Genomic DNA, 15,616 nt, shown 5'->3' on the forward strand with positions numbered 1-15,616 from the left:
GCGTGTCAACGCGTGATTCTTGAGGTCAAGCGAGCGACTTCCAAAACACAATTTTATCGTCTCCTGCCGCCCAGAAATCCCTGATGCGTGCTTCTTCGGCATAGCCGTTCTTGCGGTAGAACTCGCGTGTCTTTGCAAAGTCATCCGCCCCTGATGTGTCCGCGATCAAGATGCGCTGTCCGCGCTTCTTAAGCTCGGCCTCAAGATGTTTTGCGATGGCGCCACCGCAGCCACTGCCTTGTTCAGTCGGCAGGACTGCGATTGCGAGCATGTTCCACGCACCCTCTGCAAGCTCTTCCGGAGCGGCGTAGCAGAAGCCCACGGCCTTGCCGTTCGCTTCGCAGGTTAGCCAGATATCGGAACTTTCGTCATCGGATAGAAAGCCGCTCATCATGTCGGGCAGCATTTCACTTGGGAAAAGCTCGGCGCCAACAAGCACCGCCTGCAAGTCGGCTGTGTCGTCTTTCCGTGTTGCTCTTATTTTCATTGGTCAATCGTTTCTAGGTATCATTACAAAAGCAAAACTGCTTGATGCGCTTTACTTGTGCGCGTCGATGACGGCGATGGCCTCCTCGGCAGTCTCGACGAAGTGGAACAGGTCCAAGTCGTCAGCGCCAATGGTGCCTGCATCCAAAAGTGCCTCCCAGTTGATGATCTTGCGCCAGAACGCCTCGCCGAACAGCACGAAGGGTACGGGGGACATGCGACCGGTCTGGATCAGGGTCAGCGCCTCGAAGGTTTCATCCAAAGTGCCGAAGCCGCCGGGGAAGACGGTGATCGCGCAGGCGCGCATCAGGAAGTGCATTTTGCGGATGGCGAAATAGTGGAAGTTGAAACACAGCTCGGGCGTGACGTATTCGTTCGGGGCCTGCTCGTGCGGCAACACGATGTTGAGGCCGACGGAGCGTCCGCCAGCCTCCAGTGCGCCGCGGCTGCCGGCCTCCATGACACCGGGGCCGCCGCCGGTGCAGATCACGTTGTGATTGCCATCAGAGCGTTCGGTCATCAAGTGCGCGAACTTGCGGGCCTCGTCGTAGTATTTGGACAGCTCGGCCAGCGTTTCGGTGCGGGCGGTGTCCTTCTTGGCAGGCTCGGGGATGCGCGCGCCGCCGAACAGAACGACGGTCGAGACAATTCCGGCCTCGTCCATCATCAGTTGCGGCTTCAGCAATTCCAGCTGCAGGCGTACGGGGCGCAGCTCTTCGCGGCACATGAAGTCATTATCGGTGAACGCCAGTTCGTAAGCAGGGGATCGTGTCTGCGGCGTGTCGGGAATCTGTTTGACCTCCTCCATGTCCTGACGGGAGTGGCGCATGGGGTGCTTGCGGTGGTCTCTCATAATGTCTGCCTCTTCATTGCGCGGGTGCGTCGTTTCGGTCTATAGGCGTTCAAGTTTTGAAACCAGACACGATTGAGGGAATCCTACCATGTCCAACGCTCAGCTAGAGACCGCCATCGAAGCCGCATGGGAGGCCCGCGACACCATTACGCCATCGACCACGGGTGAAACACGTGACGCAATCGAAGATACGTTGAACGCTTTGGATAGCGGTAAACTGCGTGTTGCCGAGAAGCAGGGTGACGGGTCGTGGCATGTGAATCAGTGGGCCAAGAAGGCCGTGCTGCTGGGCTTCCGCATCAAGGATATGGAACAGCAAGACGGCGGGCCGCAGGGTGCGGGCTGGTGGGATAAGGTTGATAGCAAGTTCAAAGGCTGGGGCGACAACCAGTGGAAAGCGGCGGGCTTCCGTGCTGTTCCGAACTGCATCGTGCGCAAATCCGCGTTTATCGCGCCGGGCGTGGTGCTGATGCCATCCTTCGTAAACCTTGGCGCGTATGTCGATGAAGGCACCATGGTTGATACATGGGCCACAGTTGGCTCCTGCGCACAGATCGGCAAGAACGTGCACCTATCCGGTGGTGTCGGTATCGGCGGCGTGTTGGAGCCGATGCAAGCTGGCCCGACGATCATCGAGGACAACTGCTTTATCGGAGCTCGCTCCGAAGTGGTCGAGGGCTGCATCGTGCGCGAAGGCTCGGTGCTGGGGATGGGCGTGTTTATCGGCCAGTCGACCAAGATCGTGGACCGCGAAACCGGCGAAGTGATGTATGGCGAAGTGCCGCCGTATTCCGTGGTTGTCGCGGGCTCCATGCCGTCGAAGAATGGCGTGAACCTGTATTGCGCCGTGATCGTGAAGCGCGTGGATGCGCGCACACGGTCCAAGACTGGCATCAACGAGTTGCTGCGTGACTAATGGCAGAGCTTTGGACGGAGGCGCATGAGCGGCTGATGGTTAAGGATAAGCCCAAGAAGCAGCATAAAGTGTTCACCCTTCTGGTCGAAGTTGGCCGGAAGGAGGAAGACGGGCTGCCGGATGCGGCGTCAGGTGCCGCGCTGATGTGCTATGCCAGCGGCGTGGACGAGGCGGAAGCAGTGCGTGAAACTGTGGCGCTGATGAAGCAAGCTGGGTTGGCCCCGCTGGACGTCACGGGCTACGGCTCGCTGGATGACCGGCTGGCGGAAGGGCATGACATCGAAGAAGAAGAGCGCGCATTGATGCAGCGGGCGCTTGACGAGAACTCTGTCGTCGTGGCGCAAACCACCGCGTTTTACGAAGGTGACGCCTAGTTGTGGAAGCCGACGCGGTGCTCGGTCGCGAAGCAGCGGGCTTCTTCATCGCTGAGCACGCGGCCTTGTGTTGCCCCGTCCTTATACAAGGCGGATACCGCGCAACGGCCAATGGCCATCGGCTCGGGTGTGTCCAGCTGTAGCTGATACATCCGGTCGGTCGAGCGGGTCTCGTAGTGGCCGACCTTGCGGCCATCGGCCAGTGCCCAAACCGGCATGATCACCGTTTCTTCGCCAAACAGGTATTCAGCGATATCGGATGTGACGACGATCTTTTGATCGGGGGCGAGGACCACATCGTGGTCCAACCCGAAATACGGTGCGCGCATGAGGAACGAGTTGCGCGGCGCGTCGGTTTTCAGAACGTGGCGGATTTTTGCTTCGCGGCCTCGCGCGTCCAGCACTGTATCGCCGGCAGACAATTCGTCGATGCGACGAGGTCCTGTGGGTGTTGCGATACGTGTATCGGCCATCATGCCGGTATTCGCGGGCGCTTCTGGCAAATCGTTGATGTTGGAGGACGCGGGCTTGAGACCCACATCGTTGGCGACGCGGCCGTTGGCGCGTAAAGCGACTGTTTCCAACAGCTCCTCACGGCCCAGTATGGCTTCGTGCCCGTTTATTTTTAACGCGATTTGTCTCATTACCTATTACCCCACACACGACCAAAAAGGTCTTTGGATGTATGTTGAGTATCGGTCATCCGCGCCAAAAGCGTGAAAGGGCCGTGATCATTCCGAGGAATAACCAAGGCATTGTTGCCATATTTGGGGGTAATGCTACGCCGCATAGCCTTGCGACAGCAGCAGCTGCGCCTCGTATCCCTTCAGCGCGGTGCGCGCTGCTGCCCCATATCCAGTTCCGGTCATGGGATCAATCTCGGGGAAAATAGTGCAGATTTCGTTTATGACCTCGTGGTCGAAGCTTTGGAGCGATTGCGGCCCGGGCAGGAAGCTTTCGGTGGCCAAGCGTTCCGAATAGACCACCTGATGGGTGTCGAAGAGGATATGAACGTAAGTCACCTGCGCCTGTGACGTATCACGGCGCACAGTCTGATCGTTGACCAGATCCTTTGCAGCGACCAATACCTCTTTCTCGCCAAACAGGATTTCGGCCATCTCGTCGCTTATCAGAATGCGGTGCTGTGGAGAGACCGACAGGGCGTCGTGATCGCCGAAGGCTCCGGCCTCGATGCGGATGGGGGCCAGTGTTCCGGTGGCGTCCACTGCACGAGACCCGATCCAGCGCACGGGCTGCGCGCCCTCGTCTTTGGTGATGACCAGATCGCCGGGGACCAGAGATTCGACCGCGCGGGCACCCGAGGGTGTTTCCACCAATGTTCCGGCCACAAAGCAGGGGATGGTGTTAACCGTCACGAACGCGACGTCGGATACACCAGCGCTGTTTTCGATCGTATAGGTGAAGCTGACCTCTTCAATATCAGCATCGTTGACATAGCCAAAGGTGCCATCCGCGTTCAACGTGACCTGCGCACCGGTTGCCAGCGTGACGGTGCTGCCGGTCGTTACGGCCTGCCCGTTGATATGGGTGATGGTGAGCGTGCCGCCGCTGCCTTCAACGTCATTGGCGAGAACATCCAAGGTGGGGGTGCCGTTCTGGACCACATCGAAAGCATCGTCATAGGCCAGCACGTCGCTTTGGATCGACCCGCCCGCGATGAGCAGGTTGCTGTCGTAGTTGCTATCCGCCACATCGGCGATACCGATGCGGATGGAGTTCACCACCCCAGGATTGACGTTTAGTGTCAGCGTAAGGGTGACCGTGAAGCCGTCCATTTCGGTATTGAAGTCGGACGTGGTGTTGTCGTTGTAGAGGTTCTCGTTGTTGGTGGCATGAATGTTGCCGATGTCGGAATCGCCGTCACCTACCGCCAAAGAAACTGACGCACCGTTGACCCACACGCCCACCATATCGTTGTAAATCGAGTTAACGTATTCGGGGTATTCCTCGGAGGAATACACGAACTGGATCGACATTGTGTCGCCGACCGGAATGAAGTCGACCGTCAGGATCGAGGCATCATAGGTGTTGGTGCCTGCCAACGCGTTGAACTGAGCGTCGTTGCTTGCACCAGGAGTATTGGTTGAGGTGTTTGTGTCCTGATTGGCCTGCCCGCGGGAGTTGGTAAAATGGCTGGCCCGCCCTGTGGACAGTATCACGCCCGTATCGCCCGGCGTTACACCGGGAGACACGCTGTCGCCGTTAGAGTAGATGCCCGAAGATTGGGACCACCCGGAATAGGATGCGCCGACCACGGTTGCGCCGTTGCCGAAAATCTCGTTGGCCATCTGCACCGCAGACGCGCCTTCATTGATCGGAATCTCCGATGCTGCAACCATTACTGCCTCCGTCCCCGGAGAGCAGGCGAGCGTAAACCGAAGAAAGAATGCGATTCTTTCCGCATAAGCTGGAACTCGGTAATCTAACGCTCGAACGGTTCTATTGCGAACCGCATACCCTGCCTCGGGCTTAATATTATTAGTATCTTGTTAACGTACGGTTTTGCTTACGGGGAAGGATTTTCTTGGCATCGACCCAATTTCCCCAAGATTTTGCCTTAGTTTCAGCCTGCCTGTTGCGATTGCGCCGCACCTATGGGGCGGGCTAGAAGGGGTGGAGAATGAGCGGAGAGCGAAATGAACCAACCTATTGATCCTGTTGATCTTACGGCAGCTTTGGTGCGCTGCGCGTCGGTGACGCCTGTCGAAGGGGGCGCTTTGGTGGCCTTGGAAACGCTGCTATCAGAGGCCGGATTTGACTGCACGCGGGTCGACCGTGGAGAGGTTTCGAACCTCTATGCACGCTGGGGCGACAAGGGCCACGGGCGTAGCTTCGGCTTCAATGGGCACACCGATGTGGTGCCTTTGGGGGACGAGGCCGCTTGGACGATGGACCCGTTTGGAGCAGAGATCAAAGACGGGTTTTTATACGGGCGCGGCTCCACCGACATGAAGTCCGGCGTGGCCGCGTTTGCCGCCGCTGCCGTGGATTTCGTGCGCGATACGCCGCCGGACGGGGCGGTGATTTTGGCGATCACCGGCGATGAAGAAGGGGATGCGGTGGACGGCACCGTGGCGCTGTTGGACTGGATGAAGGCGCAGGGCGAGGCGATGAGCGTTTGTCTGGTGGGAGAACCTACTTGCCCCAACGAGATGGGCGAGATGATGAAGATCGGGCGGCGTGGCTCTATGACGGCCTATTTCACGGTGAAGGGCGTGCAGGGCCATTCCGCCTACCCGCACCGCGCGTTGAACCCCGTGCCGGTGATGGCGCGGCTGATGGACAGGCTGGCGTCTCATGTGCTGGACGAGGGGACGGATCATTTCGACGCCTCCACCTTGGCGGTGACCACGATCGACACGGGCAACACGGCCAACAACGTCATTCCGGCAGAGTGCCGCGCGACGGTGAATATCCGGTTCAATGATGAGCATAGCTCGGACGGGTTGATCGCGTGGCTGCGTGGTGAGGCGGATAAGATTGCCGCCGAGAGTGGCGCTGTGGTCGAGATGAAAACCCAAGTCTCGGGCGAAAGCTTCCTGACCCCGCCTGGCGAGTTGTCCGCGATGGTGGCGAAAAGCGTGGAGGCGGAAACGGGCGTGGTGCCGGAGATGTCCACGTCCGGCGGGACGTCGGACGCTCGGTTTGTGAAAGATCACTGCCCTGTGGTGGAGTTCGGCTTGGTCGGCAAAACCATGCATCAAGTGGACGAGCGGGTGAGTGTGGAACAGGTGCGCCAGCTCAAAGGTATCTACACCCGCATTTTGCAGGACTACTTTGCGTAAAACCCTCGTCGTCATGGTCAAGGAGCCGCATCCAGGCCGCGTGAAGACGCGGCTGGGGCGCGATCTGGGCATGGTCGGCGCGGCTTGGTGGTTTCGCCATCAGACGGGCGCGCTGTTGCGCCGGTTGCGCGATCCGCGATGGGACTTGGTGCTGGCGGTGTCGCCTGATGTAGAAGGGCTGTCGTCTCGGGTCTGGCCTGCGGATTTGCGGCGATTGGCGCAGGGGCGTGGAGACTTGGGCGACCGGATGAGCGCTGCGATGGATGCCATGCAAGCGGGGCCGGTCTGCGTGATCGGGGCGGATATTCCGGGCGTGACGCGGGCGCATGTGGCCCGCGCGTTCGCGGCATTGGGCGGGGCGGAGGCCGTGTTCGGCCCCGCGCTGGATGGTGGCTACTGGCTCGTCGGCCTCAAGGGGATGCGGCGTCATGCGGGGCTGTTCGACGGGGTGCGCTGGTCGACGGAACATGCGCTGGCCGACAGCGTTGCGTCCTTGTGCGGGGCGCGAGTGGCTTATGTTGATACTCTAAGGGACGTCGATACTGTGGCGGACCTTGGCGCTGTGAATATTTATACCAAGATGAAGCAATGACGTCCCGCGTGGGGCATGTTAGGCGGTGTCCATGAAAAATCTTCCCACCAAAGCCGATATCCTGTCCTTCATTGAGGACAACCCGACCAAGACCAACAAGCGCGACATCGCACGCGCCTTTGGCATCAAGGGCGCCGCGCGGATTGATCTGAAGCGGATGCTCAAGGAGTTGCAGGACGAGGGGCATCTGGAGAAGCGGCGCAAGACCTATCGCGAGGACGGGGCGTTGCCGCCCGTGTCCGTGTGCCGCGTCACCGGTGTGGATGCGGATGGCGACCTGTTTCTGGAGCCGGTGGAGGCAGGGGATACCCCACCAAGGGTGCTGTTCATCGCCAAGGACGGCGACCCCGCCTTGGCCGAGGGCGACCGCGTGTTGTGCCGCCTTACCAAGGTGTCAGGCGAGGATCATGCCTACGAGGCGCGGCTGATCCGGCGCATTGGCACGGGGCCGGCGAAGATTCTGGGCATTTTCCGCAAAGGCGCGGAAGGCGGGCGGGTGACACCGATCGACAAGGGCGACGACAAGGAATGGCGGGTACCGCCGGGGGCCGTGTCCGGAGCGCTGGACGGTGAATTGGTCGAGGCGGAGCAGACGGGGCCGAAGTCGCGGATGGGGTTGCCTCAGGCGCGGATCGTGGCGCGGTTGGGCGACCCTGCGGGGCCGCGTGCCGTGTCTCTGATTGCCATTCACCAGCACGGGATACCGGATGAATTCCCTGACGACGTGATTGCGGAGGCCGAGAACGCCAAGCCCGTCAAGCTGGGCAAACGCGAGGATTTGCGCGAGCTGCCGTTGATCACCATCGACCCGAGCGACGCGCGCGACCATGACGACGCCTGCTATGCCCATGCCGATGACGACCCGAAGAACAAGGGCGGGCATGTGGTCTGGGTCGCGATTGCGGATGTGGCGCATTACGTGACGCCCGGCTCGAAGCTGGATGTCGAGGCGCGTAAAAGGGGCAATTCCACCTATTTTCCCGACCGTGTGGTGCCGATGCTGCCGGAGGCGCTGTCGGGCGATTTGTGCTCGCTGCATGAGGGGGTTGAACGCCCGTGTATGGCGGTGCGCATGGTGCTGGATTCGCTAGGCAACAAGCTTTCGCACAGATTTGCGCGCGGGCTCATGCGCTCGTCTGCGTCGCTGAATTACGAAGAGGTTCAGGCGGGGCAGGATGGCGATCCAAACGATAAGGTTGCGCCGTTGATGGACAGCGTGATCGCGCCGCTGTTTGCAGCCTATGAGGTGCTGCGGCAGGCGCGGCATAGGCGGCAACCGCTGGAGCTGGATTTGCCGGAGCGCAAGATTGCGATGGACGAGGCGGGGAAGGTGATCTCCGTCGCGTTTCGGGAGCGGCTTGATGCGCATAAGCTGATCGAGGAATTCATGGTGCTGGCCAATGTCTGCGCCGCCGAGGAGTTGAAGGCCCGCAACACGCCGCTGCTCTACCGCGTGCATGAGGAACCCAGCCCCGAAAAACTGGATGCCCTGCGCGAAATCGTTCAGGCCAGCGGGTTAACGCTGGCCAAGGGGCAGGTGCTGCAAACGCGGCATCTGAACCAGCTTCTGGCACAGGCCGAGGGGACGGATCAGGCGGAGTTGATCAATATTGCGGCCCTGCGTTCGATGACACAGGCCTATTACGGGCCGCAGAATTTCGGGCATTTCGGATTGGCCTTGAAGGACTACGCACATTTCACTTCGCCGATCCGGCGCTATGCGGATTTGATCGTACACCGTGCGCTGATCTCGGCGCATAACTTTGGCAATGACGGGCTGGTCGACGATGATCTGAAGTCGACGGGCGAGCATATCTCGATGACCGAGCGGCGCTCGATGGTGGCGGAACGTGATACCACCGACCGCTATCTTGCGGCCTTCCTGGCGGACCGTGTGGGCACCGAGATGGAGGGCCGCGTCAGCGGGATCGCCAAGTTCGGGCTGTTTGTGCGGCTGGACGGATCGGGGGCGGACGGATTCATTCCTATTGGCACGCTGGGGCGCGAATACTTCGCCTATGACCGCGACGCGCAGACCTTACGGGGCGAGAAATCCGGCGTGGTGATCGGACTTGGCGCACGGGTTCTGGTGCGTTTGGCGGAGGCCACGCCGATCACCGGCGGATTGGTGCTGGAATTGCTGGAGCTGGACGGAAAAGCGCTGCCGCAAACGGGCGGACGCGGTCGCGGTGGTCCGCCAAAAGGGCGCAAGTCCGGCAAATACAAGGCCAAAGGTGCCAAGCTGAAGAAGAAGCTGTCGCGCAAACGGGGTTAGCTTTCCTCGGGTCTTGATTCTGGGTAGACTGTTTCCAAACCGAGAACACGAGCAGGTGTCAAAAATGAGAATTCTAACGGCGACAACAGTCGCAATTTGCATGGCGCAGGGCGCTATGGCCGAGGCGTCGAAGCGCCCGATTTTACGGCCTGCCTTTGACGTGCCTGCGGTGCAGGCGGCCTTGGTCATTTCGCCCACGACCTCGCGTTTGGCAGTGGAGCGGTCCTTGCGCCCGCGTTTGCGCGGCGTTGTGCGTGAGGCGGCCCCCGCGGAGCCTGCTCCGGTTGATCTGGTCGCATCCAATGCGCGGTTTCAGGCGTGGATCAAAGGTTTCCGCCCGCGTGCGCTTTCCAAAGGCATTTCCGGCACGACATTTGATCAGGCGTTTCTGGGTGTCCGCTATGATGCGGATGTGATCAAGCGCGACCGCAACCAATCCGAGTTTACCAAGACGCTTTGGGACTATCTCGACAGTGCAGCCAGTGACACGCGGATTGCCAATGGCAAGGCGGCGGTTGCAAAACATCGAAGCACGCTGGACCGGATCGAGGCGCGCTTTGGTGTCGACAAGGAGATCGTGGCCGCCGTGTGGGGGCTGGAGAGCGCCTATGGCACGTTCCGCGGCTCAAAGGATCTGGTGGGCTCGCTTGCGACTTTGGCATTTGACGCGCGGCGCGGCACGTTTTTCGAGCAGCAGTTGATTGCGGGTCTGAAAATCCTGCAATCCGGCGACGTGGCCCCGCGCAGCATGACCGGCTCTTGGGCCGGTGCGATGGGTCATACACAGTTTATCCCGACCTCTTATCTGGATTACGCGGTGGATTTCACCGGCGACGGCAAGCGCGACATTTGGGGGGATGACCCGACAGATGCACTGGCGTCGACGGCGAATTATCTGGCGAAGTTTGGCTGGGTAAAGGGGCAGCCTTGGGGGGTGGAGGTCACCTTGCCCCAAGGCTTCGACTACGCGTTGGCAAACCGCAAGATACTGAAATCGCCTGCACAATGGGGCGCAATAGGTATCAAGGGGATGAACGGGCAAACCGTACCGAACCATGGGCAAGCGTCGATCCTGTTGCCTGCGGGGGCGAAGGGGGCGGCGTTTATGATCTTCAAGAACTTTTCGGTCATCGAGCGCTACAACACCGCCGACGCCTATGTGATCGGGGTGGGGCATCTGGCGGACCGGATCAAGGGCGGGCCTGCGATCCGGTCGGGCTGGCCGCGTGGAGACCGTGCCTTGAAGTTTGCAGAGCGCAAGGAGATGCAGCGACTGCTGACCGCCAAGGGCTTCGACACCAAGAAAATCGACGGCAAGATCGGGCCTTTGACGATCGAGGCGGTGCGCGGCTTCCAGCGCTCTATCGGGCTGGTGCCGGACGGGTATGCGAGCTTGGATATTTTGAAGAAACTGCGGTAATCTGGAGCATCCACATGAAACGACTGGATGGAAAATCGGCGCTGATAACGGGCTCTGCGCGCGGAATTGGGCGTGGGTTTGCCGAGGCATATATCGCCGAAGGTGCCACGGTGGCGATTGCGGATGTGAACCTTGAGGCGGCGCAGCAAACCGCAAAAGAACTGGGCGATGTGGCCTATGCTGTGCAGATGGATGTGACCCGTCAGGACAGTATTGATGGAGGGATAGCCGCTGTTGTGGCCAATGCGGGCAAGCTGGATATCCTGATCAACAACGCCGCATTGTTTGATGCGTCGCGGACGGTTGATATTACACGGGCCAGCTATGACAAGCTGTACGCAGTCAACGTGGCGGGCACGTTGTTTACGATGCAGGCGGCGGCGCGGCAGATGGTCAAGCAAGGGCATGGTGGCAAGATCATCAACATGGCCTCGCAGGCCGGTCGGCGCGGCGAGGCGCTGGTAGCGGTGTATTGCTCGACCAAGGCGGCGGTGATCTCCTTGACCCAATCAGCCGGTCTGGACCTGATCAAGGACGGCATCAACGTCAACGCCATCGCCCCGGGCGTGGTGGATGGCGAACATTGGGAACATGTGGACGCGATGTTTGCCAAGCTTGAGGGCAAGCCATTGGGCCAGAAGAAAGCCGAGGTGGAAGCGGGTGTACCAGCGGGACGTTTCGCGGTGCCGGCCGACCTGACGGGGATGGCGGTCTTTCTGGCGTCTTCGGATGCCGATTATATCGTTTCCCAGACATATAACGTCGATGGCGGGCAGTGGATGAGCTGAGGGAGCAGTCCTTCAAGCCTTTAAGCCGCAGTAAACGGCCCTATTTGCCGCGTTGCCGCGAATAGGCTGGCTTTTGTAGGGCGGGTGCGTTAGGTCGCGCGCAAACACTCCTTACAAGGTTAGTCTAATGGACCTTCGCAATATTGCGATTATCGCTCACGTTGACCACGGCAAGACGACGCTGGTGGATGAAATGCTCAAGCAATCCGGCTCGTTCCGTGAAAACCAAGCTGTGGCCGAACGGGCCATGGACAGCAATGATCTGGAACGCGAGCGCGGGATTACGATTCTTGCCAAGGCGACCTCGGTCGAGTGGAAGGGCATTCGCCTGAACATCGTCGACACCCCCGGCCACGCCGATTTCGGCGGCGAGGTGGAGCGCATCCTGTCCATGGTGGACGGCGTTGTGCTGCTGGTGGACGCCGCCGAAGGGCCGATGCCGCAGACCAAGTTTGTGACCTCCAAGGCGCTGGCGCTGGGCCTGCGTCCGATTGTGGTTCTGAACAAGGTGGACAAGGGCGACGCGGAGCCGGATCGTGCTTTGGACGAGGTATTCGACCTGTTTGCCAATCTGGGCGCGGATGACGACCAGCTGGATTTCCCTGCCATGTATGCCTCGGGCCGGTCGGGCTGGGCTGATATGGAGCTGGATGGGCCGCGCAAGGATCTGTCGGCGCTGCTGGACCTGATCGTGGAGCATGTGCCTGCGCCCAAGCAGGTGGCGGCCCGCGACGAGCCGTTCCGCATGTTGGCAACCACGCTGGGGGCGGACCCGTTCATTGGCCGCCTGCTGACGGGGCGCGTTGAGGCGGGCACGTTGAAAGTGGGCGAGACGGTCAAGGCGCTGTCGCGGGACGGGACCAAGATCGAGCAGTTCCGCGCCACGAAAATTCTGGCGGCACGGGGCCTGACGCAAGAGCCGATCGACGTGGCGGAAGCGGGGGACATCGTCTCGCTGGCGGGCATGACCAAGGCGACCGTGGCGGACACGATCTGCGCGGTGGAGGTCAATGACGCGATCCCCGCGCAACCGATTGACCCGCCGACGATTACCGTGACCTTCGGGATCAACGACTCGCCCTTGGCGGGCAAGGACGGCAAGAAAGTGCAGTCCCGCGTGATCCGCGACCGCCTGATGAAAGAGGCAGAGTCGAACGTGGCGATCAAGATCTCCGACACGCCGGGCGGCGATGCGTTCGAGGTTGCGGGGCGTGGCGAATTGCAGATGGGCGTGCTCATTGAGAACATGCGCCGCGAAGGGTTCGAGCTGTCGGTTTCGCGCCCTCAGGTGCTGTTCCAGGAGATTGACGGCGTGCGGCACGAGCCGGTCGAGGAAGTCACCATCGACGTGGATGACGAGTATTCCGGCGTGGTGATCGAGAAGCTGACCGGCGTGCGCAAAGGCGAGATGACCGAGATGAAACCGGCGGGCGCTGGCAAGACCCGCATCATCGCGCATGTGCCGTCGCGGGGGCTGATCGGCTACCACGGCGAGTTCCTGACCGACACCCGCGGCACCGGCGTGCTGAACCGTGTGTTCCACGAATGGGCGCCGCATAAGGGCGAGATTCCGGGGCGCCGCGCTGGGGTTCTGATCTCGATGGAGAACGGGGTTTCCGTGGCCTACGCGATCTTCAACCTTGAGGACCGTGGCAAGTTTTTCATCGGCGCGCAGGAGCCTGTGTATCAGGGCATGATCATCGGCGAGCATTCGCGCGAGAACGATCTGGAAGTGAACCCGCTGAAGGGCAAGAAGCTGACCAACGTGCGGGCCTCCGGCACTGACGAAGCGGTGCGTCTGACCACGCCTGTGCGCATGTCGCTGGAAGAGGCGATTGCCTATATCGACAATGACGAGCTGGTGGAGGTGACCCCCAATGCCATCCGTCTGCGAAAGCGCCACCTTGACCCGCACGAGCGCAAACGCGCGTCGCGCTCGGCTTAAGGGCACTGCGATAACTTGATGTGAGGCCTCGGCAGAAATGCCGGGGCCTTTTTCGTTGCAGGCCCTTGGATGGTGTAAGTCGCTGGGCAGACAGATCGCGCGCATTAATGTATCTTGGCGGCGTCCAGCGAAGGTACACCCAATGAAGGACCGCTACGAAAACCCAGTGTCTACCGATTCCCAAGCTGCGCGGGACGCGTATGTTTCTGGACTTGATCTGTTCCTTAGTGCCGGAACCGGGGTGGAAGCGGCACTCACTCTGGCCAACCGCGAAGACCCCGATTTTGCTTTGCCTTACGCGGTTCTGGCCCGTTACCGTCAGCTTATTGGAAACGTTGAAGGCGCACGCGCGGCCCTAGATGCGGCGCAGAAGTGCGGCAGGCCGTTGACCGACCGCGAACAACGACAGATCCATTTCGTCGGGTTATTGGTCGCGGGCCGAAGCACCGCCGCCTACGACGCCGCCCGCGCGCAACTGCGCGACTACCCCCGCGACGTGCTTGTCGCGCAGGCTTGCCTTGGCGTTCTGAGTTTGATCGGGTTCAGCGGACAGCCCGGGCGGGAGGCGGACAACCTTGCAATGGCGGAAACTCTAGCGCCGCATTACGGCGATGATTGGTGGTTTCAAGGCCTTTTGGGCTTTGCACAGGTTGAGGTGGGGCAGTTTGATCGCGCAGAAATCAGCATCGACAAATCCCTGACGGCGAATCCGCGAAATGCTCATGGTGCCCATTTCCGGTCTCATCTTTACTATGAGACCGGCCAAACCGACGCCGGATATGCGTTTATCACCGACTGGCAAAGCTCCTACGAGAAAGAGGGGCAAATGCACTGCCATATCGCGTGGCACATCGCGCTTTGGGCGTTGGCGCGCGGCGACACAGAGGAGATGTGGCGGGTGGTAGACCGCGATATCGACCCCAGTGGGGCGTGGGGGCCTCCACTCAACGTGATGGTTGATCTGGCCGCCGTCCTCTACCGCGCCGAACTGTCGGGCGTCGAGGTTCCCAAGAGGCGCTGGCAGGTCGTTTGTGACTATGCCGCCGCGAAATTCCCGCAACCGCGGTTGGGGTTCGCGGATGCACACGCGGCACTTGCCTACGCGATGGCCGGACGGTCAGAGGCGCTAGAGCGCATCATCACCGGCGCCAAGGGCCCTGCCGCAGATATAGTGCGCTATCTGGCGGAGGCGTTCAGGGCTATCGCGGATCAGAACTGGTCCACAGCGAACGACTATTTGACCAAGGCGATGTGGGATCATGCGCGGCTGGGGGGAAGTCGTGCGCAACGTGATCTGATTGAATATGCGTCGATCGGGGTCTTGCTGCGACTGGGACGTCACGACGAAGCGCGCCGGCAATTGGCCATGCACCGCCCCCAGGCCGCGATTGGCAACGCGGTCCTCGGGCTTTGATTTGCGTCGCTGCAGGCCGCCTTCACACGCGTTCTTTTCAACGGGCTTTATGTCGGGCAAACTGGCCGCATTGTTTTTGGAGTTTCACAATGCGCCTACGCCGACTTGCCCTGATTATGATGCTGCCTTTGGCTGCCTGTCTTGATGTCGAATCCGAGGTCACGATCGGCGAGGACGAGATTATAACCGCCGACACCACGATGGTGCTGGGACGACAGCTGTTCGATATGATGCAGATGATGGGGGAGCAGGGGACAGGGCTTTGCCCGCCGGACTCTGAAAAGGTCGAGACACCGGAAAGCGTCTCCTGCCGGACAACCGAGACCATGACCATCGACGACGCGATGAAGGAAGCCGAGAAGGCCAAGACCGAAGACCCGTTCTTTGGCGAGATGGAGTTTGTGCGGCTGGATGACGAGCGGATGAAGATCAGCCTGCCGCTTGATTTTGAGAATATTGAGGGCAAGCCCGACGAACTTGACGCCAGCAACCCGATGTTCGGAATGATCACCGGCGGTTTGGAAGGGTCCGAGATTGTCATGCGGTTCCGTGCGCTGGAAGTGGAAAGCTCCAACGGGACGATTTCAGCGGACGGGACGACGGTGGAGCTTGTGATCCCGACGCTGGAGATTATCCAGCCGTCCGGCACGTTGCCCAAGACGTTTGAAGCGGTTCTGAAATACCGCGATTGCGGGTTTTTCGGCTGCTGACGGAATTTGAGTATTTTTGACCAAATGGAGACTGGGG

Annotated in this window: 14 protein-coding genes; 10 read left to right on the plus strand and 4 right to left on the minus strand. The window is 60.5% G+C overall.

What is annotated here, in order from left to right:
- Positions 1-25: 25 nt before the first annotated feature.
- Together BDE40_RS12295 and BDE40_RS12300 are read right to left on the minus strand one after the other, a co-directional pair.
- Positions 26-487, minus strand: coding sequence for a GNAT family N-acetyltransferase (locus tag BDE40_RS12295; protein ID WP_134014927.1), 462 nt, complete (start codon positions 485-487; stop codon positions 26-28).
- 51 nt (positions 488-538) lie between these two features.
- Complete coding sequence (locus tag BDE40_RS12300; protein ID WP_134014929.1) at positions 539-1,339, minus strand: LOG family protein; 801 nt, start codon at positions 1,337-1,339, stop codon at positions 539-541.
- 88 nt (positions 1,340-1,427) lie between these two features.
- Between BDE40_RS12300 and dapD the strand changes: the two genes are divergently transcribed.
- Together dapD and BDE40_RS12310 are read left to right on the plus strand one after the other, a co-directional pair.
- Positions 1,428-2,255, plus strand: coding sequence for a 2,3,4,5-tetrahydropyridine-2,6-dicarboxylate N-succinyltransferase (gene dapD / locus BDE40_RS12305; RefSeq protein ID WP_134014931.1), 828 nt, complete (start codon positions 1,428-1,430; stop codon positions 2,253-2,255).
- Complete coding sequence (locus BDE40_RS12310) at positions 2,255-2,629, plus strand: hypothetical protein (RefSeq protein ID WP_425462399.1); 375 nt, start codon at positions 2,255-2,257, stop codon at positions 2,627-2,629. Before dapD ends, BDE40_RS12310 begins: the two co-directional genes overlap by 1 nt.
- On the opposite strand, the gene BDE40_RS12315 is transcribed toward BDE40_RS12310, so the two are convergent.
- Together BDE40_RS12315 and BDE40_RS12320 are read right to left on the minus strand one after the other, a co-directional pair.
- The gene (locus BDE40_RS12315) at positions 2,626-3,273 is read right to left on the minus strand and encodes a Hint domain-containing protein (RefSeq protein WP_134014935.1); all 648 of its coding nucleotides are present in this window, start codon (positions 3,271-3,273) and stop codon (positions 2,626-2,628) included. The two genes, BDE40_RS12310 and BDE40_RS12315, sit on opposite strands and share 4 nt — an antisense overlap.
- 135 nt (positions 3,274-3,408) lie before the next feature.
- Positions 3,409-4,989, minus strand: a complete 1,581-nt coding sequence (locus BDE40_RS12320) for a Hint domain-containing protein (RefSeq protein WP_134014937.1) — start codon at positions 4,987-4,989, stop codon at positions 3,409-3,411.
- Between the two features lie 297 nt (positions 4,990-5,286).
- Here BDE40_RS12320 and dapE point away from each other — a divergent pair, with 297 nt between their 5' ends.
- From dapE to BDE40_RS12360, 8 genes are all read left to right on the plus strand, one after another.
- Positions 5,287-6,435 (plus strand): succinyl-diaminopimelate desuccinylase, encoded by a 1,149-nt coding sequence (gene dapE, locus BDE40_RS12325; protein ID WP_134014939.1) that lies wholly within the window; start codon positions 5,287-5,289, stop codon positions 6,433-6,435.
- Positions 6,428-7,027, plus strand: a complete 600-nt coding sequence (locus BDE40_RS12330) for a TIGR04282 family arsenosugar biosynthesis glycosyltransferase (protein WP_134014941.1) — start codon at positions 6,428-6,430, stop codon at positions 7,025-7,027. The genes dapE and BDE40_RS12330 overlap by 8 nt, the downstream gene beginning before the upstream one ends.
- A 31-nt stretch (positions 7,028-7,058) precedes the next feature.
- The gene (gene rnr, locus BDE40_RS12335) at positions 7,059-9,302 is read left to right on the plus strand and encodes a ribonuclease R (RefSeq protein WP_134014943.1); all 2,244 of its coding nucleotides are present in this window, start codon (positions 7,059-7,061) and stop codon (positions 9,300-9,302) included.
- 64 nt (positions 9,303-9,366) lie between these two features.
- Positions 9,367-10,722, plus strand: a complete 1,356-nt coding sequence (locus BDE40_RS12340) for a lytic murein transglycosylase (RefSeq protein WP_134014945.1) — start codon at positions 9,367-9,369, stop codon at positions 10,720-10,722.
- 14 nt (positions 10,723-10,736) lie between these two features.
- A complete protein-coding gene (locus tag BDE40_RS12345; RefSeq protein WP_134014947.1) occupies positions 10,737-11,510 on the plus strand; it encodes an L-iditol 2-dehydrogenase in 774 nt (257 codons plus the stop codon).
- A gap of 127 nt (positions 11,511-11,637) precedes the next feature.
- A complete protein-coding gene (typA, locus tag BDE40_RS12350; RefSeq protein WP_134014949.1) occupies positions 11,638-13,455 on the plus strand; it encodes a translational GTPase TypA in 1,818 nt (605 codons plus the stop codon).
- Positions 13,456-13,597: 142 nt separating this feature from the next.
- Positions 13,598-14,869: a tetratricopeptide repeat protein gene (locus BDE40_RS12355; protein WP_134014951.1), complete on the plus strand. Its 1,272-nt coding sequence runs from the start codon at positions 13,598-13,600 to the stop codon at positions 14,867-14,869.
- An 89-nt stretch (positions 14,870-14,958) separates the two neighbouring features.
- Complete coding sequence (locus tag BDE40_RS12360; protein WP_134014953.1) at positions 14,959-15,579, plus strand: hypothetical protein; 621 nt, start codon at positions 14,959-14,961, stop codon at positions 15,577-15,579.
- Positions 15,580-15,616 lie beyond the last annotated feature (37 nt).

The sequence above is a fragment of the Litoreibacter halocynthiae genome (assembly GCF_004365635.1).
GTDB classification, from domain to species: domain Bacteria; phylum Pseudomonadota; class Alphaproteobacteria; order Rhodobacterales; family Rhodobacteraceae; genus Litoreibacter; species Litoreibacter halocynthiae.

Coding starts and splice junctions, on each gene's coding strand:
- BDE40_RS12360 (WP_134014953.1), top strand. CDS start 14,959: ATGCGCCTACGCCGACTTGCCCTGATTATGATGCTGCCTTTGGCTGCC.
- BDE40_RS12340 (WP_134014945.1), top strand. CDS start 9,367: ATGAGAATTCTAACGGCGACAACAGTCGCAATTTGCATGGCGCAGGGC.
- BDE40_RS12320 (WP_134014937.1), bottom strand. CDS start 4,989: ATGGTTGCAGCATCGGAGATTCCGATCAATGAAGGCGCGTCTGCGGTG.
- BDE40_RS12310 (WP_425462399.1), top strand. CDS start 2,255: ATGGCAGAGCTTTGGACGGAGGCGCATGAGCGGCTGATGGTTAAGGAT.
- BDE40_RS12355 (WP_134014951.1), top strand. CDS start 13,598: ATGAAGGACCGCTACGAAAACCCAGTGTCTACCGATTCCCAAGCTGCG.
- BDE40_RS12295 (WP_134014927.1), bottom strand. CDS start 487: ATGAAAATAAGAGCAACACGGAAAGACGACACAGCCGACTTGCAGGCG.
- BDE40_RS12315 (WP_134014935.1), bottom strand. CDS start 3,273: ATGAGACAAATCGCGTTAAAAATAAACGGGCACGAAGCCATACTGGGC.
- BDE40_RS12300 (WP_134014929.1), bottom strand. CDS start 1,339: ATGAGAGACCACCGCAAGCACCCCATGCGCCACTCCCGTCAGGACATG.
- dapE (WP_134014939.1), top strand. CDS start 5,287: ATGAACCAACCTATTGATCCTGTTGATCTTACGGCAGCTTTGGTGCGC.
- typA (WP_134014949.1), top strand. CDS start 11,638: ATGGACCTTCGCAATATTGCGATTATCGCTCACGTTGACCACGGCAAG.
- dapD (WP_134014931.1), top strand. CDS start 1,428: ATGTCCAACGCTCAGCTAGAGACCGCCATCGAAGCCGCATGGGAGGCC.
- BDE40_RS12345 (WP_134014947.1), top strand. CDS start 10,737: ATGAAACGACTGGATGGAAAATCGGCGCTGATAACGGGCTCTGCGCGC.
- rnr (WP_134014943.1), top strand. CDS start 7,059: ATGAAAAATCTTCCCACCAAAGCCGATATCCTGTCCTTCATTGAGGAC.